This is a genomic window from Leptolyngbya sp. ST-U4 (genome assembly GCF_039962215.1).
Classification (GTDB): Bacteria; Cyanobacteriota; Cyanobacteriia; order Elainellales; family Elainellaceae; genus Leptolyngbya_A.
In genome coordinates this window covers 43859-70641 of the sequence record NZ_JAMPKZ010000021.1, presented here as the reverse complement: position 1 = coordinate 70641, position 26783 = coordinate 43859, and the positions used below count along the sequence as shown (strand labels likewise).

Below are 26783 nucleotides of genomic sequence, written 5' to 3'. Positions count from 1 at the left end.
ATAGTTTTGAGTGGCTAGATTCAGCGTTCGAGCATCGGGTTTGTTCATACCTCTATGCTAACAATTTCTCTCCTAATCCTGCCCTCTCTTTCCTTGCCGGGTTAATATGAGGGGGCACCAATCGACGGAAGTACCTGGATAAAAGGATGCAGCTATCTCCGGCTGCTGCGCGGTGGTTCATGGAGCCTCAATCCGAGGTATTGCCGTTCTGCTTATCGTTACAGGCACAGCCCAGACGACTTGGACCGCAGCATTGGTTTTCGGGTTGTTTGTTCTGCTGCATGGACTCCTTAGCCCTTTTCTCTCTTGCCCTTCTGCCCTTTACGCTCCGCGGGGTAGAAATTCCTTTAAATCAGGTCAAATTGCAAGAGCTACCCGTTCTTCTGGCGATTGGGGTTTTCACCATTCTGCTTGCAACGTCATCGTCTTCTTGACGATCGTAGTGCTATCACCAATTCTGATTTCCCGAACCGCCACTAGCCCTCCAAAATTGAGGGAAACCGAGCCTGCCTTGAGTTAGTTACAAAGTTTCCTAAAATTGGATAATTTGGAGGGCAATGTAGCACCCTAAATATTTTTCAATCAATTCCTAACGCTCGTTAGGTGACAGACCTGAAGTTATTCTCATACCCTGGAAAACATTCACATCTTACAGGCTCACATTCACAGCAGTATTTTGGCATTAAGCAAGAACGATTAACTGGGAGTGTCGATCGCAAATGCGAGTCGTTCAGCCCTTATGTTCTAGTTTGTAATCAAGCTTTAACAATTCGAGAAATAGTACCTCCACGGGTACTACGAGAACTTACGGTTCCCATTCGACAATCAAGTAGTTCGTAAGCCTCACTCGGTCCTTCGAGCAAATGCACTATTTACTACATGAGAGATTATTGATGCTAACTCTAATCTGGCTTACGTTAACCCAAAACCCACTCGGTTCTCAAGGTCGATCGCTGGAAAGTAAGACCTTAAGATTTTATTTTGAGAATCCTCTTTAGGCGGTGATTTTCTGCATTAAGAGATCGATCGCTATAGGAGTTGAAGCTAGGAATTGCTAACTAACACTGGCTTAGCCAGGTTATTAGGCGTAAAGGAGCAAGATAAATCCTGAATTTCTAGAAAATCGTCTGTTCTTGCTGGAAAACGAAAGTCGTAAGTTAAGACATGCTAAAAAACTGTCCAGATACGTATATCAAAGCTTAGGATCTTACTGTTGTAAAAAATAGCCCTAAAGATTTTGTCTTTTATCCTTATGGGGCGCTACCTGGTTTCCAGTAGGTTTCTGTAATAGAACGATACCCGTCAGTTCCCATCTACTCGGGATATCGTATCTTTTATTATCCTAATTCGGGAATAAGTATTTTTACGGTATGCAATCAACAGTAAAAAGCATCCCGATAAGGATACCCTTAACCCTCGACTCGCCATTATCTTCAGGCGATACAACGATAGTTTTTATCGTAAATTTATCGTCCTTAACTATATCCTGTTCCTTAGTGTTGCCAGTCCACTTAACTGATAGGCTCCGCTCACAAGCCTCTTGCCTATTGACCGTACTTCTTTGAAATTTACTTACAGGACAAACCATGAAGATTAAGGATTTCGTTGACTCTGATCTCAGATACGACATTAGCGCAATTGCTGCTGACTCAGAACTCAGTCAAGAATTGCAGGCATTGCTAATCAAGATTAAATTGCTTTCTGAGCCAATGGAAGACCCCTTTGGTGCAAGGGCAATGGCAGCGCTCACCCGCTTCCAGGAGAAGAATGACTGTAACGAGCCAGAATTCCTGGGACCGCAAACTGCCGAGAAGTTGCTTGATGCTCCGGTGACGAGAGGCGAAGCAATCATGCTAGAAGCCCTCCAAAATACAGTTTTGAAGCTCAGACCCCTTGATTCGACAACACTTGGAGATGACGAGAAAACAACGCTTCAGGCAGGAACCAAGCTCAAGCTCACCTACTTTGAAATAGAGCGTAAACATATCAAGATTGTGCCGGATCAGCCAATCAAGAATTCGCCCGTCTGGTATGTGTTCGGTGAGCATGCCAGCATTTCTGGTGGTGATAAGCCAAATCTGCCAGAGAAACCCAAGGACGAAAAGCCGCCCGTTACCACACCATCAAAGCCAAAGGAGATGAAGTTAACGGTTCCCTACAAATCTCAGCGCGACAACAGCAGTAATCCGGATGGAGCGTGCAATGTCACTTCTGTTGCCATGTGCCTGGAGTTCTTCAAAATTCCGAGGAAGCAAAGTTCAGGGCAGTTTGAGGATGAGCTGTATGAATATATGCTGAATCGCAGCCTGAACCGACATTCACCCCATGACTTGGCGAAGGTAGTGCGAAATTATGGCGCAAAAGATGCCTTTGACAGCCATTCCACAGTTGATGAAGTGAAGAGTTGGCTGGCTTCTGGCAAGCCTGTCATCACGCATGGCTATTTCACAACGTTTGGTCATATTGTGGTTCTGGTGGGATTCGATGATGCAGGATTTTGGGTTCACGATCCCTATGGCGAGTGGTTTTCCAGTGGGTACGATCGCAATAATCCAGACCGCTATGACGAGAAAGGGAAGTACAAGCACTATTCCTACAACCTCATTCACAAGACCTGCGCCTACGATGGTGAGTTCTGGGTTCACTTCATCTCGAAGTAGGAATGTTTCTTAGGCGACGATGGAAAGCCATTCTTGAGAAACTAGATCCTGGTTAAGTGGAACTGGTGAGCATTCTTCCATAGAAGATCTCATTGGTTTCACTGTTAAAAGCCATCTACCGAACATACACCAACAGAATTAGGAAGCCTAAATTTATGCCTGCCCAAGAGAACGCTAATTCCAATATTTATGCCCTGTTAATTGGAATTGATGTGTATGAAAAAAATGATCAATTCGATGATCTTGGGGGTGCTGCTCGCGATATCAATCTAGTTGCAGAGTTTCTGGGCAACACACTCGGAATTTCTGAGGAAACAGGACAGCTCATCAAGTTAACTTCCCCCAGTGAAGCTACAGCAAGAACTTATCCGAAAAAAGACCCTTCACCAACCTATCAAAACATTGTTAAGGCGTTCAACGAAATAACCGCTCGGGCACAATCTGGAGACCAAGTCTATATCCATTATTCGGGTCACGGAGTACGGGCAAAAACGATATACCCTAACCTCAGCAAGCAGCACGATGAGGGACTTGCACCCATGGATCTTGCCAGCGACGGCAGATATCTGCGGGATGTGGAGATTGCGACCCTACTGAAACGCATGACGGATAAGGGTTTAGTGGTAACTGTTGTTCTGGATAGCTGTCACTCGGGGGGTGCAACCCGAGGCGACACCAAGATTCGCGGACCTCGCAACGGTACGGTTGACCAAACGAGTCGTCCTGCTGAAAGTTCGGTTGAACCGAATCAGGCAACATTAGAAGCTACCTGGAAAGCGCTTGTTGAAGGTACGCCTGCAACCGCACAATCCAATTGGGCTCCTGCAAGCCGAGACTATGTGCTATTGGCAGCCTGCCGCCCAACGGAGGAGGCATACGAATATGTAGTCAATCCTGAAAGCAGTTCAGATAGCTACGGTGCCTTAACCTACTGGATGCTGCAGACTCTCATGAGCAGTCCGCCCAACCTGAGCTACCGGCTGTTACACGATCGCCTCTGTGCCAAAATTCACAGCAAGTTCTCGCGGCAAATTCCCATGCTGATTGGCGATGGCGATCGTAAAGTGTTTGGCAGCGATCGGATGGTTAATCCCTATACGGTCGCGGTGCTGTCTGCTAAGTTAGACAAAATGCGCGTCAGGCTGAATGCAGGGCTTGCACAGGGACTCAGTGAGGGTGCTCAGTTTGCTATTTATCCCTTTGGCACCACCGACTTTTCCCAGAAAGATCAGCGATTGGCAATTGTCGAGGTGACAGACAACGTAGAACCCTCCACCTGTACCGCCAGGATTCTGCCAGTTGAAAAAGGAGGGCTTCTCCCTTCCAGTATCATTGATTCCGGATTTCCGGCGGTCATGCTTTCAGCTCCTACTGCTTTAGTTCGGCGGGTCCGTCTGTTTGACAAGGCGATCGGCGATGCCGAAGATCAACTCTCGCCAGAACTGGCTGCTCAGCAAAAGGCGGCACTGGAAAAAGTTCGACAGGCACTTTCAGGTAATGGCTGGGTGATCGAAAAGCCAAATAATGTGATTGAAGCAGACTATCAGGTTGCTGTTGCAAAAGACGGAACTTACGAAATCGGGGAAGGTAGTCCGATTAAAAATCTGGGAGATCCGCTAGATATTAATGGGCCGAACTCCCCGGCTGAAGTAGTCAAACGGCTTGTTCATCTAACGAAGTTTAAAGCGGTTGAATCCCTGCAAAATCCTGACTCCGATGTTGGGGATCAGATCGTCTTTGAACTGCTAGACGAAGACAAAGAACCATTCCTTGAGCAGCAGAATCAGATATTGACTGATGGCGATTTAGTTTATGTTCGAATCATCAACAATTCCCAGTCATCCCTAAATATTGCGCTCTTCGACTTGGAGCCAACCTGGGAAGTTTCCCAAATCGGTGTAATCAACCTTGATGAAATCTATTACGAGTTATCCAAAGATGAAATAAGGATGGTCAAGCTTCGTCTAAAGGCACCTAGGAAGCCAGGGTACGAGGGCGCAGTAGAAACTTTAAAGCTGTTTGCAACGGCTCAAATTGCTGACTTTCGTTGGATGCGCCTCCCAGCACTCGACAATGCATTTCCTTCGGAGCAATCGCGAGGACTGAAGCGAGATGCTCGCGGAATGCCGGAGAAAATACAACCAAAAGGGGAGAACTCACCCCCCATGAGCCGTCTCAATGAGCTACTGGCAATGATTGGTGCTGATGTAGATAATCCACCGCTACCAACAACCCGTGCAGAGCGCGTATTTGGTACAGATTGGGCAACCAAATCGCTCCACTTCACAGTAAAACCGATCGATGACTAAAACCGATCGCATTGTGAATTTATTTTTTGTTGCGAGAGTAGAGAACATCTGATGAGAAGAGTGATGTTATCCCTGTTTATGCCCCTGGCGTTGATGCAACAACCATCCCTAGCGCAAACGACAGGCGGTGCGGTTGTCCCCCTACCCAGAACCGATCAGGTGCAGCTTCAACTGGTGAACTGCGGAGGCTGGGGACTTATCGCGCCGATCGACTGCGGCTTATCGCGCCTGTTTCTACCTACTGCTGCGTTTGCCAATGGTCGTCAACTGCGGTTTGACAACACAACTTCAAGCCCTCTAAATATTAGCAATGCCGCTGTCGATGCTGAGGGAGTAGACACCCGCTATCAGTTAACAGATGCCGTAACGATTCCTCAGGGAACATATTCGCTTCCGGCTCGCCAAATCAGCAGTATTCCCTTAGAACTGAAGCGATCGGCAATGCCGCCTGACCTTTACACGGGTGCTATTTACCTGACACCCGAAGGCGATCGTGAACGTTTTGTGCTGCCGCTGAATATCAGTGTTCGTAGCGGTGCCCTTGTACCACTGCTGCTCCTGCTCCTAGGTATTATTTTGGGGCAATTCTTTAAGTACTGGCAAGAACGTGGAGAACCCCAGACAAAGGCGCTGGAGAAACTGTATCGTCTAAAAAGCGATATTGCAGAAATAACGGACAGCGAAGACAAACAAGCTTTGATTTCAATGACAGAAGGAACGCGCAAGCTCATCTCCCGATATGAGTTTGAGAAGGCAGATGCAGATTTAGCACTCATTTATAATCGTTTGGACTTTCTGAAGAAGCTTAAAGTCATTGAGAATAGTCTTAAGCAACCGAAACAGCTAATTTCTGACGACGATATCGAAGATTATTTGGATAAAATTACTGAAGCGAGGAATTTGGTTAGACAAGGGACAGGCGAAACAGATGCCAAGGCAAAAGAGCTTCTAGAATTCGTCAGCAATGCGCTGGGCGGAATCAGAACTAGGGGAAGCAGCGCGGGCGGTGATCTAGCAGACGAAAATCATATCAGGGCAACGGAAGCCAGCCGGAGTGCAAAAGCCATTATCGAAATGAACGGCCGCCTCTCAGTTCCCTCCAGGCCTAAACAGAGTCGATGGCATAAAGTTCAGGAATTTCTGGTCGAATTTTTCGGTTTCACCTCGCTCGTCCGGGCTGAGGCAAACTACTGGCTAATTAGACCGTTTCTGTGGTTGACGCTGCTCACATTCCTGTCATTGATTGGCATGATGAATCTTTATGTGGATAACGGCACAACGTTTGGCGCAAAGCGATTCTCAGACTATTTTGCGCTTGTTCTCTGGGGACTGAGTGCAAACGTCGCCAGCAGTAGCATTAGCAATCTACCCGTTCTACGCGGACAGAAAGGAACAGGAGAGGGTCAGGCATAAAGTATCGAATCTTTTAAGTTCCTTAGCGATCGTTCCATCTTAAGAAGCATTATGACTGCGCCAAATGCCAAAACAGAATTTCTTGAACGCAAAGCGGAGCGCGAATTCACAGAAACCGAAGTGGCATCCAATTCTGTTGAGCAAGGGCGATCGCTGGTTGTCGTCATTGGCATCAACGAATATATCCATTGGCAAAAGCTCAAAAATGCAGTCCAGGATGCAGTTGGTCTTCAGCAAACGTTGATTGACAAACTTGGCTTCTCTGCACCTATTCCGCCACTTCTCAATGAAGCTGCAACCAAAGCCGCAATAACTTTTTTGATTGAGGATCAGCTTCGTGAAGAGGTTCAAAAAGATGACAGCCTGGTCCTATTCTTTGCAGGACATGGACATACTCGTGTTGATAAAGCCGGGGACATTGTTCTGGGAGAGACTGGATTTATTATTCCTGCAGAAGCACGTGGTCCCAAAGAAGTTTGGAGTGACTATATCCAGATTGATCCCCTATTACAATCTATTAGTTGGCTTCCAGCAAGACATATTCTCGTCATTTTAGATTCCTGCCACAGTGGGTTTGCGTTAGGAGAAGCGATGAAAAGCTTTAGAGATGCAGTCCGCTATGAAAAAGATTTGAGCAGTCGGCTGAGCCGCAAAGTTATTACTTCCGCTCGAAGAGAGCAGCTTGCACTGGACAATGGACCGATTCCGGGACATTCATTGTTCACTGGGACGCTGGTGGACGGCTTTAACTGGGGCAAAGCGGATCTGGACGGAAATGGTTTGATTACATCTTCAGAGCTAGGACTATTTATTCAGCAAAAAGTTGGTCAGACATCGGAATCAAAACAAACACCTGACTTTGGATCATTCTATTTAGACGATCGGGGAGAAATGGTTATTTCCCTCCGCAATCAAAGCTTTGATGCTCTCAAAGCCCGTGCTTTTTCCGCCCTGCAATCCAGAGAACTGAAGTTCTTCAAGGAACGAGTAGAAGAACTTATCGCTCTTAATCCATCCAGCCCTGAAAGCCTTTACCTTGAATACAGATTACGTTTTGCTGAAAATGACTTTGAAAGAGTCGTTGAAATTATAAACACTCTTCTAAGCTTAAATTTAAGCAATGGTTTAATCCCACTTTCTCAGGAAGATCTCTGGGATATCGAGGGGCGACTTTACTGTTGGGCATCAGTGTTTTCAATTACCGAAACAACCTTTCCGGTTCAAGTTAACGTTCTGGTCAGGGATGCTGGGGGAGTGCCTGATAAGCTGGAAAATGCTGAGAAAATTAGGCTCGGTGACGTTGAGGGATACCGGATTGAACACAGAAAAGTATTCCGATTGAGCCTCACCAATACCACAAGCCACCCGCTCCACATTTATATGGTTGAAATTGATTCAAATGGTTACTTTCAACCAATAATTTTATGGAAGGAGGAAGATATTTTATTTGATGGCTTACCTCCTGGAGAAACAAAATTGTCTTATCCTTTTGTTCAAACAGGAAGCACAGGTACTTGTGAGATACGTCTCTTTGCCTCACCCAAGAGATTAAAATTCTTTTTATTTCCAGCATCGCCGGGAGCAAGAGGTTCATCTATCGAATTGATCGAAGAAGAAGATTTAACGCAGATAAAAATGAAACCTATTTATTACAGTATGACGAGTAAGCTCTGATTAATACCACTATTTTGGAACAGAAAATTTATTAGATATGCCTTCAGCAAAATAAAGCAGATGTTGAACAACGAAACGCAAACCCTTTAGAGCATCAATATTGAAAGATTGATCAATCAAGCCGGTACTGCTTTCGATCGCGTGTAAAGCAATAGCATTAACAGTGAGGTATTCAATGAAACTTGAAGAGATGATTACCCAGGAAAAAGTGGTGTCTTTGGATGTTCTAACTAATGATACCGAGTTAATCAAAGACATTCAGACTCGCCTGAGTGCTTTAGGTCTATTGCCCGTTACAGAGATTGATGGACTCTACGGTCCTATCACTGAAGCCGCCTTGAAACGATTTTGTGAAATTGCTCATCTCGATAACACTGTTACAGGCTTGTTTGGTCCCACCTTTGCAAAACGGCTCTCTACCGTGCGCGGACCATTGATCAACCCACCTGCTGTTACCTCCTCCAAGACGGTTAAATCCGATGTGCTGGCAACTGCCCTTAAGTTCACCCTACTTTGGGAAGGCGGACTTGCCGATGTTAAAGGAGATTTGGGTGGGCTAACGAATCAGGGCGTGACCCAAACGACCTACAACAGCTACAGGATTCGCAAAAAACTACCCACCCAGAGCGTCAGAAACATTGCTGATAGCGAGGTGCTTGAAATATACAGTGAAATGTTCTGGCAACCGAGCCAGGCAGAACTCATGGTTCCTCCCTTGGCGATCGCCCATTTTGATACAGCAGTCATGTTTGGTGTAGGGGGTGCAGTGTTGTTTCTCCAGGAAGCATTGGGTGTTCCTGTAGATGGTGGATTTGGACCACTAACCGCAAAAGCACTTGAGAAAAGCAATACTAAAGAATTGGCATTGAAGCTAATTGATGGTCGCGAGAAATATCATCGTGAATTTGTGCAAAGAAATTCAGACCAGCAAAAATTCTTAGATGGCTGGCTCAATCGGGTTAACAGTAGCCAGGCTCCAAAAATTGGTCTGAGAACATTTCTCAAGAGTTTGGCGTAGGGACGATCTGGTTGAAATATGCAGTGAGCCTTGTAAGTGGACATCCGAGATTCGAAGCGTTAGTCTACTTTTTCCACTGAAAGTTCATTGCTGAGCTTTTTAACAGCACATGCTGAAACTCTCTGAGCCAGTAAGCCATTGATTTGCAGAATAAGGATTATTGTTATGTCATCTTCAGACTACTACTGGTCGCGCCACCTGATTCAGGGTTTTGGCAAGATGTGGTTTTTGATTATTCCCCAAGAAGCCAATAGCAGCGGCGGGGGAGTTAGTTTGCTCGGCTCTGTGGTGAATGAGATTTCTGGTAATCTCTTTCCAGGCGGCATCGGCTTTAAGATCGTAGGCAGAGACTTCCCCGAACCCAATCACCTCACAAAGCCCCAACTGCTGCTTAAGGCGATCGAATCGCAGCGTCAAGCAATGGGAATCGCAGACGATGAACAGATTGTGGCAGAAGTCAAATATCCGGATTTGACCGTGATCTTTGAGCGATCGGATCTCTTGAAATCTGGGGTTGGTAACTTTCCCAGCCTGCCCGTCTCCGTCAGCGTAGACTACTCCCGCATGGAGAAAATCTCGATTCAGTTCGGAGCCAATACGCGCAAGCTATTTATTCCTACCGGATATCTCAGTAAGCTTAAGAACTTCGTTGGCGGAGACGACAGCAAAATCACCACCGATGTCAGCATTGACAAAGAAACGATCGTCCATCAAATTCTCCTCACCGATCGCTATAGCATCACTTTCGGGTCTGTTTCATCCTTTGACTCTAACTTTGAAGCTGCCATTAATCTAGCAAACACTTTCAACGCAGGCAGAATTGCCTTTGATTTAGAACAAACTGCGAAAAAGCAAGTCACCGTCAGTGTGGATGACGGCAATGAGTATTTGATTGCATTGAAAGATATTGACTGGGACGACCTTTAGCAGGCTTGCCTCTAGCAGTCTCGATAGTTTGCGCAAAACTGAAGTCAGCGATCATGAAAACGATCCTCATCCTGTCGTCGAATCCCAAAGGCACCTCCGTTCTTGACCTCGATCGCGAAATTCGAGATATTCGGGAAGGATTGAGACGATCGCCCAACCGTGATCAATTTCATATTGAAGTGCGGGGAGCAGTGCGTCCTGAAGATTTGCGGCGATCGCTACTGGAGGTGAAACCTCAAATCGTTCATTTCTGTGGTCATGGGGATGGAGAAGATGGGCTAGTGCTGGAAGATAATGACGGCAAAGCCCAACTGGTGGAAAGCGATGAGTTAGCGCGTCTGTTTAAAATATTTGCTGATCAGGTGGAGTGTATTCTGCTCAACGCCTGTTACTCTGAAGTGCAAGCCAATGCTCTGATTCAATATATCAACCATGTCATTGGCATGAACCGTGAGATTCCAGATGCAGCCGCCATTGCTTTCTCGATCGGCTTCTATGACGGTATTGGGGCAGGAGAATCAATCGAAACGGCTTACAAGCTGGGATGTAGTGCAATTGAAACCGATCTTCCCAATCTCTCCAGCGCAAGCCGTAAATTGATCCCCATCCAACTGCCTGAGAATGCACCTCCGCTGGTTTTGCCAGACTATTTGATTCCCGTTCTTAAACAAAAGGAGCAACTCAATCCGATCGTTCTCTCCGCTTCTCCTGTCTCGACTGCCAAAACACAGCTTGAACCACTGATTGGTCACTCGGATTGGATTCGGTCGCTGGCATTCAGTCCAGATGGTAAAACGATTCTCAGCAGCAGCAACGATCGCACCGTTCGCGTTTGGGATGTCGAAACTGGACGACTCTTGCATCTGCTGACTGGGCATCGCGATCGCATAAAGTGCGTAGGGATCAGCCCGGATGGTCAACGGATGTTGAGCTGTAGTGCGGATGGTCAGGTTAGAGTATGGGATAGGGAATTGCTGACGCACAAGAAGACGGGAGATTGCCAGTACATCGTGAAGGCAACCTCCAGGACAATTACTCTGGTCAATTCCTTGCCCGTTAGTCCCAATCCTCAACGTCCTGTCTTTGCCACGGGAGCAGAGCATGGCAAGGTTTCAATCTGGAATCTGGAGACTGGACAGTGGCAGCGAACGATTTCAGCCCATAGTAGTCCGGTGTTGTCGCTGGCGTTTAGTGGGGATGGGAAGTGGCTGGCGAGTGGAAGTCAAAACAAAACGATTAAGCTGTGGGATTTGGACAATCCAGGGGAACAACCGCGCTATGCCATTGGTGATGCTCACTTGAGCCAAATTTTCTCGCTTGCAATTAGCAATCAGCATCAAATCTTAGTCAGCGGAGGAGCCGATCGCACCATTAAACTCTGGAACCTGGCAACGGGGGAGAAGCGATCGCCCAAACACATTCTCGAAGGTCATGCAGGGCAGGTGTGGTGTGTGGCGGTCAGTCCGGATGGATCGAAAATAGCCAGTGCCAGCGGAGATTTTACGGTGAAACTGTGGAATATCCAAACGGGAGAACTGCTGCAAACCTTTACAGGGCATCTGGGAGAGGTGCGAACTGTTACATTTAGTGCGAATGGCAAGGTGGTGGCTAGCGGGGGCGATGATCTGGAGATTAAACTATGGGAAATACAAGTTTAGAATTCCTTCTATTATTTCCATCCTTAAGCTTCTATGCCTGATCAGTCTTCCGCCCGAAAATTAGTACCGATTGATTCGGAGTTATATTCTCAGTACCGTGGTGTCAATCGCTGGGCAGTTATTGTTGGCATTTCAAAGTACCAGTATTCCAACTTAAATTTGAAATACGCCGATCGGGACGCGGAAGACCTTTATCAACTCCTGCTTACTCCGAATGGAGGCAGTTTTCAGGCTGATCACATTTGCAAGCTGACAAACGAGCAGGCTACAACCGGAAATATTAATCGTGCGTTACGAAGTTTTTTGAAGAAGCCCGCCCGAGAGGACTTAGTGTTGATTTACTTTGCCTGTCATGGATCACCTGATCCAGATCGACCAAACAATATTTATTTCCTGACTCATGATACTGATCGGAATGACATTGCAGGCACTGCATTACCAATGGAAGACATCGATCGGGCTTTGAAGAGTATTTTGCACTCAGAGAAGGTAATTATTCTGGCAGACACCTGTCATAGTGCAGGGGTTAGCGGAGGTATTGGCGGTCGAAGAAGCGTAGTAGATGATTCCCAATTGATGAATCGCTTTCTTCAGGAGATTAGCCGATCGAAAGGTGGAGTTGCCCTTTTAACCTCAGCAGAAGCCAATGAGGTATCGTTTGAAGACACAGAGTGGGGAGGTGGGCATGGTGTCTTTACCCATTACCTCCTAGAAGGAATGCGAGGAGCAGCCGATCGCGATGGCAATGGCATCGTAACAATTGGGGAGCTATTTGAGTATGTGCGCGATAGCGTTAAACAAGCTACTGGTGATAAACAACATCCTTTAATGGGGCCAAATGCTTACGATCGCAATATGCCAATCTCGATCATATCGGGTTCAAATATTCCACAAACCGCAAAATTTAACCAATACCAGCACCAAAATAGTCAGTATCTTTCGCAGAATAGGACAAGCGTCTTAGTTGACGATCTAAGCTCTGCTTGTGGAGTAGACTATAGAACATTGCAAAAATTCTTGATTACAAAGAATTGGCAAGAGGCAGATGAAGAAACTAATAAATTAATAGGAAAGATAATTAACCAAAACCGTATTGGAATTAAGGGAATTCCTTGTCAAGATTTATGGACCGTAGATCAATTATGGATGAAATATAGTAATAATAATTTTAGCCTCAATAAGCAGCATCAGATCTGGCAGAGTTTAGTAGAAATTGAGGATAGACGTTGGAAGGGCCTTTTTGCCCAGCTTGGATGGATGAGCGAGGTAAAAAGGGAATTTGCAGGTTTTTCACTGGGAAATCAGTATTTAGAAATGGACAATACTATTTTTTATCAAAAAGATATCATAAACGCTCAACCTGCTGGCTACCTTCCATCAATTGCTAAATTTGTAGCTTCTAAATACTCTTCTGATTCTGAAAAAGGTAGACAAATTACGTATTTGTTCTCTCGACTTTCCGAATGCAGTTTTAACAAATAAGAGCTTGATCAAACTTAGGATATTGAAGCATTTATTAACCTAACATAATTTTGATTGAAGCGTTTAAGTAATAGAACATATTATTAATCATGAGTCTTTAATCCAAGTCAACATAGGAGATTAAGATGTCTTCAGCACAGAAATACTCTGATGAGGTAAGGCTTGCACTTCGTGAAGGTAAAGGCGAAATCAATGAACATTATCGTAATTTTCTGAATTTGATGATTAAGGATCTTGGTCTATCTCCTAAAGAAGCTGCGCTAATTGGGGATGAGGTCGTACTTGCGTTTCGCAACTACAAGGCTGAGTTAGAGGAAGCTTTAAGGACTGAGTATCCTAACATTTGTGATGTCACCTTAAAGCAATTGAAACAGCTACAGCTCCATTTTAAGCTATCAGATGAAGATGTAGAAGCAGTAATGAATTTATGCTTATTAGAAATGAAAGGTGCTGTACTCAGCCAAGAGGATAAAAAATCTCTACGAACAGTTTTATTAGCTTTGGGAGGAGTAACAGTAGCAGGTGCGGTTGCTAGTATTGCAATTCCTGCCCTTTCCCTGCCTTCCGCTGCACTTGTCTCTTACTCTATCATGAGTTCTCTTGCTACACATTTTAGAGAAAGGAGAAAAGATAAAGAGCATCTTGTTGATAAGGCAGACGAAAAGCTTAAGAGAAAGACTTAATGATGTTGAAAGATATATTGTGTTATGCCACAAAATAGCAGCAGACTCAGATGATTCATGGCAACCTATCGATGTTGATGTCAAACAAGAGTGATACTCATTCGTGGAAAGCTATGATTATAGCTTCATAAATGAATGCAATTACAGTCACTTCAGGAGCATTTTTAACAATTGGCTCGTTTTTAAAGGAGCAGCTATTGTAGGTTAGCTCCAACTGTAGAAAGCAACAATAGACCGGTGCGTAAAATTTGCGAAGGAAAGCTGTGGAAGGTGAATTATCAGAATAAACAAGAAGCAGACGGATGAGCGAACTAGGCAAGGGCAGAGCATGAAATAATAGACTTGTTGGGTAATAAGCTCAAAAATCCTTGAAACCTGCTTCTAGTAAGAATTACAGGAATTTTAGCTGAAAATTCCTGAAACTCAGTTTGCATAAGCATTTCAGTGATTTTTCTCGTTATTTTCCAACAAGTCTAATAACAGAGCAGGCTTGATGCAACTTTACAGTTGTCCTTAACAGCGATCGTTACAAAAGTTTCAGCACAGCTAGTAGTTATGCGAGTGCAATGGCAACTCATTACTTAATACTATGATTGAAAACTATCGTTCTTTCAATCTTTTGGTTTAATTCCTAGCAATCATAGCTATCCTACTAAAGCTAAAAACAATGTAGGGGACTCAACCTTGGTCAAGAGAAGATGCAACCCGAAGTGGTGCCTCTACGGCTGAGCATCCTTTGTTGATTGGAGTGGAAGTAGAGTTTAATGAATCGGCAATGCTGAAAAAGAATGATTTTTTACGAAAGATCTGCTTTTGAGACAGCTAAGTCCTGCTAAATTAGCAATACCAATGAATCCAAGCTAAGCCCAGAAAATTCCTTAATCAGATTCTAAAATGTCTGATCGGTTCTCTACCAGAAAATTGGAGCCAGTTAATTCAATTCTATACACTCAATACTAAAACTGCGCTCGCAATTTAGTAGCGGTCATTGGCATCAATTGAATGTAGCGTTAGAGCTCTCAACCTTAGTACGGCTGTTAATAACGTAAATGGGATCGCTCTATACTGAGGATTTTTAACCCTTAACATGCATCACTTCTAAGCTTTTGCTCGGGTGTGTGAACCAGACAATCGTTAGTGCAATCAGCGCAGGAAGGGTTTGTAATGCAAGTGTTGTAGGCTTTAAGGTCACTGCGCCAAAGATGCCGGCAATGATTACGCAAACCAGAAAAAACACACGCTGCCGTACGGTGTTGTCCCTTGCAAAAGCTGACCAAAGTAAGCCAACTGCGATAAAGCTGTTATAAAGACCTGCGTTTTGTACAAGCGGAGCCACTTGTGAGGCGACATCAGCAGTAAAACCAAGCCTTTGATAGACCAATGGGTTCTTTCAGAAAAATATTTCAACCGTTGCGATCGCAATATGAATAGCTGCAATAACGAGAACAGCAATAGCGGATGTAATTTACATGTAGTGTGTCCTCTCAGGTAGTTTCCATCAATTCTTTAAACCGTTAGGTGCTGAAGTCTAAGCCATTTGAGTTAATTCTTAATAAGAAGCGGGCTGGATGGAAGTGAGCAGACCAAAATATATATTGAGCGTAAGTTTTTGGCTAAGCTCCCGTCACTATGAAAATCCTGATCCTTGCTTCTAATCCTCGTAAAGACCTGAACCTTGATCATGAGATTAGGGATTTGAAGGATGTGATCGAAAATTCCCGAAATAGGCAGGAGTTTGAAGTCGAAGATGCACTTGCTGTACGGGTTGAAGATTTGCAAGATCTGCTGCTTCGGCACAAACCACAGATTGTACATTTTTGTGGACATGGTAGCGGTCAGCAGGGATTGGTGTTTGAGAACGATGATGGAGGCGAGCAATGGGTCAGAGCGGAGGCATTGTCTGATCTATTCAAGCTATTTTCAGAGCACGTGGAGTGCATCTTGCTAAATGCTTGTTATTCAGAAGAGCAGGCGAATGCGATTGTAAATCACATTAATTATGTGATTGGTATGAATCAAGAGATCCGAGATGATGCCGCGATCGCCTTTGCAAAAGGTTTTTATCGAGCCTTAGGATACGACTGTTCCATTGAGCAAGCCTATGAGTTCGGCAAGAATGCTATTCAGCTAGAGATTTCAGGTAGCTCTAAAACGCGATCGGGTGGGGCAGATGTCGCTCGAAAGGTGGAGGTTGTAGACGCAATCCAACAAATTGCTATTCCAGAACATCTGAAACCAATTCTCAAGAAGAAGCCCAACCTAATATTGAGTGCCAAGTCTGCGATTGCAGATCCACAACAGCGCCTCTCTCAAGAAAACCGCACTGCAATTCTATTAGACATTGATAAATTCTTAAAACAGTTCATACCAGGAAAAGGGAAATCAAATAAAAACTACTCGCCATTTTTAGCTACATTAGCAATGCTACTTGCTTGTTTTGTTGGGTTTGTATTACTTAAAGATGCTAATCAGTCTAATGAGCAGCCTCCGGTAAAGCCCCCAATAGAAACACCTGGTGGTGAGCTACCCAAAAACAATACTAATGCCTTTGAAGAGGCTCGAGCATTAGAGCAAGAAGCAGATTCTCTAATGCGTACAAACCCACTCACTCAAACTATTTTGAGCCAGGCGATCGATCGCTGGGAAAAAGCCATTCAGCTCCTGGAGCAAGCAGGCTCCAGCAATTTTCCTTCGGAGGAAGTATCTTCGGAATTGAGTGAATATAAAAACCAGCTTTTGTATACAGAAGCGTTGAAATTTGGGCTTAGTGCTTCTGACCTAATTAAGCAGCTTGGAGAGGATGCTGGGCTTGAAGAGTGGGAGGCGATTCGACAACTTTGGCTGCAAGCAATTGACAGGCTAGAAAAAATTCCGCCAACTGATCCCAATTATGCAAGAGCACGAAACAAGATTAAGGAATACGAAGTTGGCGAGCACAATGCAAAACTTGCAGGACCGTTTTTCACCTTTAAGCAAGCTGTTGAAATGGGTACAAAAGCTGCTGAAGGGGTCATAGCTGCAAAATCCAAAGAAGATTGGCTGAAGGTGGCACAGCTATGGGATCAGGCTCGTGAATTAATGGCCAAAGTACCAGAGCAATCCGATCATTATGCAACGGCCCAGCAAAGGATTGATGAATACCAATTCAATAGAAGGTATGCCCTAAAACGGGCTGAAGAGCTCGTTAATGAAGGGCTCTAAACTTTAAAGTATCATTGCAACACTCTTCACAAATCCTGATGAAAGCTTAGCAAACAGTATAATTTTTTTATCTCCGATCTTCTGCTTCCGTATGAAAATCTTGATTCTTGCATCCAATCCCCGCAAAGACCTAAGCCTCGATCGCGAAATTCGGGATTTGAAAGACGTGATTGAGAAGTCTCAAAACAGGCAGGGATTTGCGGTCGAAGATGCTTTGGCAGTGCGTGTTGGAGATTTGCACGACCTTTTCTTCAAACACCGACCGCAGATTGTCCATTTTTGTGGACATGGCAGTGGACAGCAGGGGCTTGTGTTTGAGGGCAATAATGGGGGAGAGCAGTGGGTACGGGCAGAGGCTCTCTCAGATTTGTTCAGGCTATTTTCTAACAACGTGGGCTGTGTGTTGTTGAATGCTTGCTACTCGGAAGAGCAGGCAAATGCGATCGTCAATCATATTGATTATGTGATTGGCATGAACCAGGAGATTCGCGATGATGCGGCGATCGCTTTTTCCAAAGGGTTTTATCGGGCACTAGGGTATCAGTGTTCTATTGAGGAAGCCTATGAGTTTGGCAAAAATGCGATTCAGCTAGAGATTTCGGGCAGTTCTAAAATGCGATCGGCTACGGCCGAAGATGTAGCACGAAAACTGGAGGTGGCTGATGTCATTCAGCAGGTTGCCATTCCAGAACACCTCAAGCCGATTCTCAAAACAAAGCCAACGTTAGCTCCAGGTTCCAAAGCTACCAATACCCCTCCAAATCAACCGCTTTCTCAGGAAGCCCGTGTTGCAATTCAACTGGATATTGATCAATCTTTAGAAGCAGATGCGAAAGTCAAGCAGTATCGCGATCGGGTGCGAGAGTTTTTAGCCGATCGCAAGTTAACACCGCTGGAGACGATTCGGTTAGAGCGATTGCGGAAAGACCTTGGCTTATCTAAAACGGAAGCAAACCGCATTCTGAAAGAAGAACAGGAACCCATTCGCAAAGCCAGAGATGAGTATGAGGCAGTGCTGATTGGTCTAATTGAAGTGGGGCAGTACCCAATAGATGTAGAAACACAAAATGAGTTGCGGACTGTACAGCAGGAGTTAGGGCTGAGCGATGAGGAGGTTGGCACGATCGCAATGCCAATATTAGCAGCGGCAGAAGAGGAACATCAGGCAGAATTAAAGCGGAAACAGGAACAGGAATATCAGCAAAAGCTCCAGCGTTATGAGCAGGAATTTAGAAAAGCGATCGAAGCTCAATACCCGATCGATTCTTTTGTGCGAGATGGGTTGAGGAACTTCCAGCAAGCTTTAGGATTGAGTGATGGAGCAGTGGTTCAAATTGAAGAACCAATCATTGCGCCGAAAGAAGCAGCATATCAGCGACAGCTAGAAGAACAGCGTGAAATAAAGCGACAGAGGGAGCAGGAACAGCAGCGTGAAAGAGAGCGACAGCGACAGCTAGAAGAACAGCATAGGCAGGAAGAAGCGAAACGGCAACCTCCACTGAAGGTGGTTGAATTCCAGATTCCTAAAATTCAGATTGTCACCCAAACCATTGAGAAGCCAGGAATCTTTGGCAAGAAAACGGAAACCGTTACGAATCTGAATGTTACTTCTCAGCGAGGACAAGCAGAATATTTTGTTGAAGACCTGGGTAATGGCGTGACATTGGAAATGGTTGTCATTCCGGATGGCAGCTTTATGATGGGGTCGCCGAGCCAGGAGTTGAAACGATCGGACAATGAAAGTCCGCAGCATCGAGTTACCGTTCGCTCCTTCGGGATGGGGAAGTTTGCCGTAACGCAGGCACAGTGGAAAACGGTTGCAAGAATGCCAAAAGCCAATCGGGATTTGGAGGTTGATCCTGCCCACTTTAAGGGCGATCGTCGTCCAGTGGAACAAGTTTCTTGGAATGAGGCAGTAGAGTTTTGCGATCGGCTCGGCCAAAAGACAGGAAGGCAATATCGCTTACCAAGCGAGGCAGAATGGGAATACGCCTGTCGCGCCGGAACCACAACCCCCTTCTATTGCGGAGAAACCATCACGACAGATTTAGCGAACTATGATGGCAACTATACCTATGGCTCAGGAACCAAAGGGATTTACCGACAGGAGACCACAGAAGTCGGCAGCTTCGCAGCGAATGCCTTTGGTTTGTATGATACGCACGGCAATGTCTGGGAGTGGTGTCTGGATCCCTGGCATGAAAATTATCAGGGAGCACCGATCGACGGAAGTGCTTGGATAACAGGAGGAGATAGCGATTATCGGCTGCTGCGCGGTGGTTCGTGGATCGGCAATCCGAGGTACTGCCGTTCTGCCTATCGTGACGGGTACGGGCCGGACTACAGGTTCAACTCTCTCGGTTTTCGAGTTGTTTGTTCTGCTGCGTGGACTCCTTAGCCCTTTGCTCTCTTGCCCTTTTGCCCTTTACCCTCTATTCTTTTCTCTACCGCGCGAAGCGCGATCAAAATTTTTTCATATTTGGGGCAATGCAGGATCTACCCATTATTCAAAAAACCTACGACCTGATCAAGTGGTATGTACCGATTCTAAACCGCCTTCCACGAGATCACAAATTTCTTTTAGGCGATAGAATCACAACCGGGCTATACGACCTGCTGGAAGGCTTGATCCGGGCACGCTATAGCCGCGATAAACTGCCCCAACTAGAATCACTCAATAGTAATCTTGATATTTTACGGCATCAGACTCGACTATTGCTCGATTTTAACCTGATTAAAACAGAACGCTACGAATACGCAGGGCAACTCCTCAATGCCATTGGCACCGACCTGGGCGGCTGGATTCGGCAACAGCACCAGCGATTAAGCAGCTCATGAAACGCTATGGCTACCTCTGGGATCAGGTCATTGCCTTTGAAAACCTGCTATCAGCCGCTCGTCAGGCACAAAAAGGGAAACGGTTTCGAGACAACGTTCTAACCTTTAACTACCACCTGGAACAGGAACTAGCGCAACTCCAGACTGAGCTGCAATCCAAAACCTATCAACCGGGAACCTACCGTACCTTTCGGGTCATGGAACCCAAGCCTCGCCTCATTTCTGCTGCTCCCTATCGCGATCGAGTTGTTCATCACGCCCTTTGCAACGTCATCGTTCCCATCTTCGAGCGCAGCTTCATTGCCGATTCTTACGCTAACCGGGTTGGCTTTGGCACTCATCGAGCACTCAAACGCTTCACTCAGTTTGCTCGATCCAATCGCTATATCCTGCAATGCGATCTCAAAAAATACTTTCCCAGCATTGATCACGAAATCTTGAAAACATTGGTGCGGCGTAAACTAAAATGCCCAGATACCCTCTGGCTGATTGATACGATTATCGATAACAGCAACGAACAGGAACCCGTGTGCGAGTATTTTCCTGGCGATGATCTGATCACCCCCTTAAATCGCCGTCGCGGGTTGCCCATCGGTAACTTAACCAGCCAGTTCTTTGCCAACATCTACCTCAATGGCTTCGATCACTTCGTCAAAGAACATCTTAAAGCCGATCAATATCTACGCTACGTCGATGACTTCGCCCTATTCAGCAACGATTACCATTTCCTTGCAAAAGCACGACCCGCCATAGAAAACTATCTAGCAGGGCTTCGCCTCAAGATCCATCCGATCAAGAGCCAACTTTTTGAGACAAAGCACGGAGCAACCTTTCTGGGATTTCGCGTCCTACCAAACCAAATCCGAGTCCGTACCGAAAATCTGCGCCGAGCCAAACGCCGATTGCGCCATCTGCAATCTAGTTATGCCGTAGGTCACATTCCATTCTCGCAGTTGACCCAATCTCTTCAAAGCTGGTTTGCTCATCTGGAACAGGGAAACACCTATCAACTCAAGCAAAACATTCTCACAGATCTCGATCTTCTGAGACAATAGCAACTGTCCTGCAAACACAGGCAAGCAATGGGGCAGGCACCTCCGGCTGGTGCGCGGTGGTTCGTGGAACAACAATCCGAGGAACTGCCGTTCTGCCTATCGTAACAGCAACGAACCGGACAACAGGAACAACAACATCGGTTTTCGGGTTGTTTGTTCTGCTGCGTGCGCTCTTCTGTACCAGAACAGGTGGATGGGAATTCATCAGGCGAGTCGAAGAAGAGTCCAGACCTGTTCCAGCGAGGAAGGCAACGACCTCCAAAAATAACTGCGAACCGGATAGCTTGGTAGCATAGTCGAAGAGTTGTCCGGTTCACTCACATTTCAATAGATTTAAGCCAAGTTCAGCATAGCTTCAATGTCCGATCGGTTCTCTACCAGAAAACTAGAGCCAGTTGATCTAAACCTCTATGCTCAGAACCAAAACTGCGATCGCTGGGCAGTAATTGTCGGTATATCACGCTACAAACACAACCGCTTGAATCTCAAGTATGCCGATCGTGATGCCGAGGAGCTTTACAACGTACTGACTACTCCTACTGGCGGTGGGTTTAAGCGAGAGCATATTTGCAAATTAACGAACGAGGAGGCAACCACACAGAACATTACAAGAGCACTCCGAAGCTTCCTGAAGAAGCCTGCCCGTGAAGATCTTGTGGTCATTTACTTTGCCTGTCATGGTGCTCCAGATTTCGATCGACCCGGTAACGTCTATCTTCTCAGCCATGACAGCGATCCAGATGATATTGCTGGAACCGCCCTACCAATGCGGGAAATTGATCTTTCCCTCAAAGAAAACTTGCACGCTGAGAAAGTCATTGTCCTGGTCGATGCTTGCCATAGCGCAGCAATCGGCGGAGGAATTGGGCGAAGAAGTGCGATCGATGACTCTACCCTGTTAAATCGATATCTGCAACAAATGAGCCAAGCCAAAGGCGGACTGGCTCTACTCACCTCAGCCGAAGCCAATGAAGTGTCGCTTGAGGATTCCAGGTGGGGCGGTGGACATGGCGTCTTCACCCACTATTTATTGGAAGGAATGCGAGGAGCCGCTGATATTGATCAAAATGGAATTGTCACGATCGGAGAATTATTTGAATATGTGCGCGACAATGTGAAACGGGCAACAGAGTACAGACAGCACCCCCTTATTGGCTCCAATGCATTCGATCGCAATTTGCCGATCGCCTTTGTTCCCCAGAAGCTACAGGCTACAGGGCAAGTAGATAGTGTTGAGCAGCGCACAGTTCAAGAGAATCTTAGGATTCCCGCTTCTCAACAATCTCGGCTTCGTGAGCTTTTTCCAGCTGGAGCACAGCCCTTTGAGTTTCAGATGATTTCAGTCAATGAGTTTGGTCAACCTGTGGATCAGCAGCAGCAGGTAGCGGAATGTTTTGTGGAGGATCTTGGCAATAGCGTTCTGCTGGAAATGGTCTTTGTCCCGGAAGGCAGCTTTCTGATGGGCACCTCTGGAGCCAAAGCGAAGGCAGCGGAGAAACCTCAGCACCCAGTTACGGTGAAGCCCTTCCTAATGAGCAAATACCTCATTACGATCGCCCAATGGAGTACGGTCGCGTCTCTGCCACAAATTCACCAAAGTCTGAAACGTCGCCCATCGCGCCAGGGAACTGCCCATCAACCTGTGGTTAATATCTCCTGGCATGATGCAGTCGAGTTTTGCGATCGCCTGGCTCAAAAAACGGGCAAAGCCTATCGCTTATCTACTGAAGCAGAGTGGGAATACGCTTGCCGTGCAGGAACCCAAACGCCTTTCCACTTTGGCGAAACCTTAACTTCTGATATCGCAAACTGTGATGCAACTTTTCCCTATCGAGCAGCACCTCCAGGGATCAGGTGCGAGAAAACAACGCCTGTCGGCAGCTTTCAAGTTGCCAACCGCTTCGGACTTTTTGATATGCACGGCAATGTGTGGGAATGGTGCCTGGATCACTGGCATAAACGCTATACAGGTGCACCCACCTCAGGAGAAGCTTGGCTGGATAACATAGAAAATCCTAATCGAGTATTACGCGGAGGCTCCTGGCGCAATGAGCCATTACTTTGCCGATCGGCTTCTCGTTGGTACGGTCCCGTAAATGAAGGTGCAACCAATATTGGCTTTCGGATTGCTTTGCCGCTGTATTAAGTCTTGTCTAATACAATTAAGTACTGTATCCAGAGGCTATGGTTTAGCATCTAATAGTGTCACTGCTGTGATTTCTTCCGCTCCAGAGACAGCGATCGGAGATATTCGAGATTGTGCGGCTGCCGATTAAATTCTTCTATTCTGATTCCTTCTTTCTCTTGTCGCATCTCTTCAACCACTCGTTCAATCTCGTCGAACGGCACCCGAAAGAAATCCCTGCGGTTGTTATCCAGGTTTACCCGCTGCTCCTGAAATCGCTGATGCAGATAGGTAAGCACATCCGAAGCCTCTTCTGAATAGATTTTATAGTGAATATCAAAGGGAAATGGCACCAGCGGATTCATGCCGCGAACGTACTCATCTTCATTCGCGCTTCTAGTCATAAATATTCGATAGATATCCCTCTGACTGAAAGAGCCAACGTTTGAAACGACATAGATATGCCCCGCCTTAGCTCTTCTATAATTAGCCGTCGCCGCCTCAACATCACGCTGATCCTGCTTGACTTGCTGTTCTAATTTATCAATTCGAAGCTGTAGCTCATTTCGTTTTGCCCCCTCGACCTGCTGTATTTCTCGCCGAAATTGATCGAGTTCCTCCTGGTGTCGCCTTGCGTTCTCCTCCGCTTCCTCCATCTTTCTTCTTGCTTTTTCGCTTTCACGACGTTCTCTCTCGTTTTCTCGTTCCTGTCTTTGTCTCTCTTGCCGATCTGCTTTTTCCTTCTGCTTCTTATCCTCAAATTCGCATCGGAGCCGAAGTTCCTCAATCTTCAAACCAAGATACTGCTCCGAAATTTTGCAAGAGGTAATTGCAGACAACTTGTTGATTCGCTCAAATGTGCTTCTAATCTTTTTTTCAAGAGTTGCTGCATTATTATGCTTTGCTTCTTGCAGGACGAAACTGCATTGGTTCTCGAAGGCAAGCTTGATGAGGTCAAGAAGATTTTTCGTCATCTTCCTGCCCTGTCCTTTGCTATTGTTCATAATCAGTTGCCCCTCGCAAAGGTAAGCCTCACCCCTCTCTTTCATCGTTTCCTGGTCTTTTTTGTTGCACTTCAGCTGAATCAAGTATTCATCTGAGGAAATGAAATTATAGTAGGATTCGTAGGATTCGAGAGATTCTAGATAAAGCTGTGCATCGAGTCGGCGAAGCTGCTGTTGCAGCCTATCTACCTTAGACTTCAGGTTCTGTTTTTGTCCCTGTAGCTCAGAGATTTCGTGCTGTATAAGTTGATTGGTTGAATTGAGCTGCCGCTGAAATTCCTCGGTAGAAGCTAAACTGCTGTACCTGCGGAGCTTTTGTTTCTGCTCAGCAAGTTCACGGCGTGCCAGTACTAATGCAACAGACACCCCGATGGTTGTTAGAAGGAGCAATGCTAGCAACATAGCCTCTGGCAATCTTGGTTCACGCTAATCCCTTCTAGTCTAAAGGATAGGATTTGGGGCGTTGCATAATGAGTGTATGAATTGAGGTCAGTTCAGATCCAATGTCCGGAGTGCCATTCGACCCACATCCGCAAGAACGGCAAAAAGCAAGGTAAACAAAATCACATTTGTGTCGCCTGCGATCGTCAGTTTATTGAGGACTACGCGCCCTCGAAAGGATACTCCGATGAGGTCAAACAAGAGTGCCTCAACCTGTACGTCAACGGGATGGGATTTCGTACCATCGAGTGGGTCAAGGGAGTACACCATACCACCATCATTACTTGGGTCAAACAAGTCGGTGAATGGCTTCCTGATGTCTATCCCCCTGATGTAATTCCGACGGTAGGTGAACTTGATGAACTCGAAACCTTTGTTAGATCAAAAAAACAAAATTTGGCTGTGGACGGCAGTCGACCATTTCCGAGTCCCAATCTTAGCCTGGGTCTGAGGTGACCATCGTGCTGCTACATTTCGTCCATTGTGGGCAATTGTAAGCGCTTGGCAGTGCTACTTCTACGTCACCGATGGCTGGTGTGTTTACCCTGGGTTTATTCCTGAGGGGGATCACATTGTCAGCAAGACCTACATGACTAGAGTTAAGGGAGAAAACACCCGCTTACGGCACTACTTAGCGCGGCTTCAGCGCAAGACGTTGTGTTATTCCAAGTCCGAGGAAATGCTCATACACTCGATTCAATTGCTACTGCACTACCTCGAATTCAGACGACTTCATCGGAAATAAGATTGACTTTGAAGCATGACCCGACGAGTGTGAGGCAGTAAGGAACCATGCTCAACTATGCTCAGTTCAAAATAAACCACGTGTTTTGCAAAGCCTAACCGGGTTGAGCGTAGACGAGTTCGAGCAGTTGTTTGTCAGTTTTGAGCGAGCGTGGGGGACTACCTGGAGCAGCATCACATTCAAGCCCCCCGAGCAAGACGTTATGGCGGTGAACGCAAACCGTAGTTGCAGGACAATTGGGATAAGCTGTTGTTTATTTTGGTGTATTTCCGACTGTACCCGACGCAGGAAGTACAAGGCTTTTTGTTCGGCATTGGTCAACCGCAGGCGCATGAGTGGGTGCATAAGCTCACTCCAATTCTCAATACTGCGTTGGGGTACGAAAAACAATTGCCCGAGCGCAGTCCTTGGCGGTTGGAGCGGGTCCTGAAGGAATACCCAATGCTGGAACTGATCATCGACGGCACCGAGCGGCGAATTAATCGCCCTAAAAACAAGGCGGATCGCAAGCAGTATTACAACGGCAAGAAGAAGACCTTCACCGTCAAAAACTTGGTGATTAGCCAGCGACAGGGAAAGGTTGTGTACTTGAGTGATACCTATGAGGGTAAAAAGCATGACAAAGCGATTTGTGATGAAGAGGATTACCGCTTTCCCCTTGGCAGAGAGTTATGGAAGGATACCGGCTTTCAGGGCTACGAGCCCGACGGGGTGAAGACGCATCAACCCAAGAAGAAGCCCCGAAATGAAGAATTGAGCGAGACCGACAAGCAGCGCAATCAGGAGGTATCAAGAGAGCGAGTGGAGATAGAGCATCATATTGGAGGCATCAAGCGGTGCAACATTGTGGTGCATTCCCTCAGGGCACGAACAGACCACTTCACCGATACGGTGATGGAGATTGCTTGTGGACTGCACAACTTCCGACTAAGCCAACGTCAGCTCGCAGTTGCCTAGTTGAGATTAGGGATGGGAAGAGCTATCCCTTCCTGTTTAATCTCACCTCCTTATTTCCGATTGAGTCTATTGGTTGATAGAGTAATCTGGCTTTTCAGAATGACATAGAGAATAATTAAGGTAGGTAGGTGAGCGATCGCCGAATAGGTACAAAAAGTAATAAATCCTTTAAATACTTACATTAAAGATACAGATATTTACAGCGACAATACGAAGTAAGGGTGAGGTTGTAGAAGCATCTGCAGGGGTAAATCTTGATAGGGCAAAAGTCTGACTGACGGTGTTTGTTAGACCTTTAGAAAAGATTTTCACACCATAGAAGCTGAAGATTATTTCAGGGTTGGCTTACCTACAGGGTGTAGATTAAAACATGCTGAAGAATGACTCGCGAGCCCCTTGTCAGAGGGTTACAGTCTTATCATTATAAGGGTTAGGCGTTATTTCGATATTGGCAAAATTTGAAGTGTTAAGCGCTCCATTAGACCACTTGAGTACGGTATCACTGGTGTGTAGTCTTACTGTATAAGGGCATTTTGATAAACAAAGCCTGTAAGCAGTGGAAGCCTAAATTTCTCAAGTTTGTAAGTAAGTAT

17 protein-coding genes and 2 pseudogenes are annotated in these 26783 nt (G+C 46.0%); 17 read left to right on the top strand and 2 right to left on the bottom strand.

What is annotated here, in order from left to right:
- The first annotated feature begins 1586 nt into the window (after positions 1-1586).
- From NDA02_RS21775 to NDA02_RS21735, 9 genes are all read left to right on the top strand, one after another.
- The gene (locus NDA02_RS21775) at positions 1587-2660 is read left to right on the top strand and encodes a C39 family peptidase (RefSeq protein ID WP_348255865.1); all 1074 of its coding nucleotides are present in this window, start codon (positions 1587-1589) and stop codon (positions 2658-2660) included.
- Positions 2661-2815: 155 nt separating this feature from the next.
- Positions 2816-4969: a caspase family protein gene (locus NDA02_RS21770; protein WP_348255863.1), complete on the top strand. Its 2154-nt coding sequence runs from the start codon at positions 2816-2818 to the stop codon at positions 4967-4969.
- A 63-nt stretch (positions 4970-5032) separates the two neighbouring features.
- The gene (locus NDA02_RS21765; RefSeq protein ID WP_348255861.1) at positions 5033-6382 is read left to right on the top strand and encodes a hypothetical protein; all 1350 of its coding nucleotides are present in this window, start codon (positions 5033-5035) and stop codon (positions 6380-6382) included.
- 51 nt (positions 6383-6433) lie between these two features.
- Entirely contained in the window at positions 6434-8056 is a 1623-nt protein-coding gene (locus NDA02_RS21760) for a caspase family protein (RefSeq protein WP_348255859.1), read from the top strand.
- 175 nt (positions 8057-8231) lie between these two features.
- Entirely contained in the window at positions 8232-9074 is an 843-nt protein-coding gene (locus NDA02_RS21755; RefSeq protein WP_348255857.1) for a glycosyl hydrolase 108 family protein, read from the top strand.
- A 165-nt stretch (positions 9075-9239) separates the two neighbouring features.
- The gene (locus tag NDA02_RS21750; RefSeq protein ID WP_348255856.1) at positions 9240-10001 is read left to right on the top strand and encodes a hypothetical protein; all 762 of its coding nucleotides are present in this window, start codon (positions 9240-9242) and stop codon (positions 9999-10001) included.
- 53 nt (positions 10002-10054) lie between these two features.
- Entirely contained in the window at positions 10055-11659 is a 1605-nt protein-coding gene (locus NDA02_RS21745; protein ID WP_348255854.1) for a CHAT domain-containing protein, read from the top strand.
- Positions 11660-11692: 33 nt separating this feature from the next.
- The gene (locus tag NDA02_RS21740; RefSeq protein WP_348255853.1) at positions 11693-13141 is read left to right on the top strand and encodes a GUN4 domain-containing protein; all 1449 of its coding nucleotides are present in this window, start codon (positions 11693-11695) and stop codon (positions 13139-13141) included.
- Positions 13142-13266: 125 nt separating this feature from the next.
- Positions 13267-13824 carry a hypothetical protein gene (locus NDA02_RS21735; RefSeq protein WP_348255852.1) on the top strand — a complete coding sequence of 186 codons (558 nt, stop codon included), beginning with the start codon at positions 13267-13269 and terminating at the stop codon, positions 13822-13824.
- Positions 13825-14899: 1075 nt separating this feature from the next.
- Here NDA02_RS21735 and NDA02_RS21730 read toward each other — a convergent pair.
- Positions 14900-15205 (bottom strand): DUF1304 domain-containing protein, encoded by a 306-nt coding sequence (locus tag NDA02_RS21730; RefSeq protein WP_348255851.1) that lies wholly within the window; start codon positions 15203-15205, stop codon positions 14900-14902.
- A 248-nt stretch (positions 15206-15453) separates the two neighbouring features.
- Here NDA02_RS21730 and NDA02_RS21725 point away from each other — a divergent pair, with 248 nt between their 5' ends.
- The 6 genes and pseudogenes from NDA02_RS21725 (at position 15454) to NDA02_RS21700 (ending at position 23064) form a co-directional block, all read left to right on the top strand.
- On the top strand, positions 15454-17025 hold the full coding sequence (locus tag NDA02_RS21725) for a CHAT domain-containing protein (RefSeq protein WP_348255849.1): 1572 nt from the start codon (positions 15454-15456) through the stop codon (positions 17023-17025).
- A gap of 91 nt (positions 17026-17116) precedes the next feature.
- Positions 17117-19423, top strand: a complete 2307-nt coding sequence (locus tag NDA02_RS21720) for an SUMF1/EgtB/PvdO family nonheme iron enzyme (protein ID WP_348255847.1) — start codon at positions 17117-17119, stop codon at positions 19421-19423.
- A gap of 89 nt (positions 19424-19512) precedes the next feature.
- Entirely contained in the window at positions 19513-19863 is a 351-nt protein-coding gene (gene avd / locus NDA02_RS21715) for a diversity-generating retroelement protein Avd (RefSeq protein WP_348255869.1), read from the top strand.
- Positions 19860-20918, top strand: a complete 1059-nt coding sequence (locus tag NDA02_RS21710) for an RNA-directed DNA polymerase (RefSeq protein ID WP_348255846.1) — start codon at positions 19860-19862, stop codon at positions 20916-20918. The genes avd and NDA02_RS21710 overlap by 4 nt, the downstream gene beginning before the upstream one ends.
- 25 nt (positions 20919-20943) lie before the next feature.
- Positions 20944-21186: pseudogene (locus tag NDA02_RS21705) on the top strand (SUMF1/EgtB/PvdO family nonheme iron enzyme); the annotation flags it as partial.
- A gap of 90 nt (positions 21187-21276) precedes the next feature.
- On the top strand, positions 21277-23064 hold the full coding sequence (locus NDA02_RS21700) for an SUMF1/EgtB/PvdO family nonheme iron enzyme (RefSeq protein WP_348255845.1): 1788 nt from the start codon (positions 21277-21279) through the stop codon (positions 23062-23064).
- Positions 23065-23123: 59 nt separating this feature from the next.
- On the opposite strand, the gene NDA02_RS21695 is transcribed toward NDA02_RS21700, so the two are convergent.
- Positions 23124-24131, bottom strand: a complete 1008-nt coding sequence (locus tag NDA02_RS21695) for a DUF4041 domain-containing protein (protein ID WP_348255843.1) — start codon at positions 24129-24131, stop codon at positions 23124-23126.
- A gap of 414 nt (positions 24132-24545) precedes the next feature.
- Between NDA02_RS21695 and NDA02_RS21690 the strand changes: the two are divergent.
- Both NDA02_RS21690 and NDA02_RS21685 read left to right on the top strand, forming a co-directional pair.
- Positions 24546-25233: pseudogene (locus tag NDA02_RS21690) on the top strand (IS1 family transposase).
- A 225-nt stretch (positions 25234-25458) separates the two neighbouring features.
- The gene (locus NDA02_RS21685) at positions 25459-26190 is read left to right on the top strand and encodes a transposase family protein (protein ID WP_348255841.1); all 732 of its coding nucleotides are present in this window, start codon (positions 25459-25461) and stop codon (positions 26188-26190) included.
- Positions 26191-26783 lie beyond the last annotated feature (593 nt).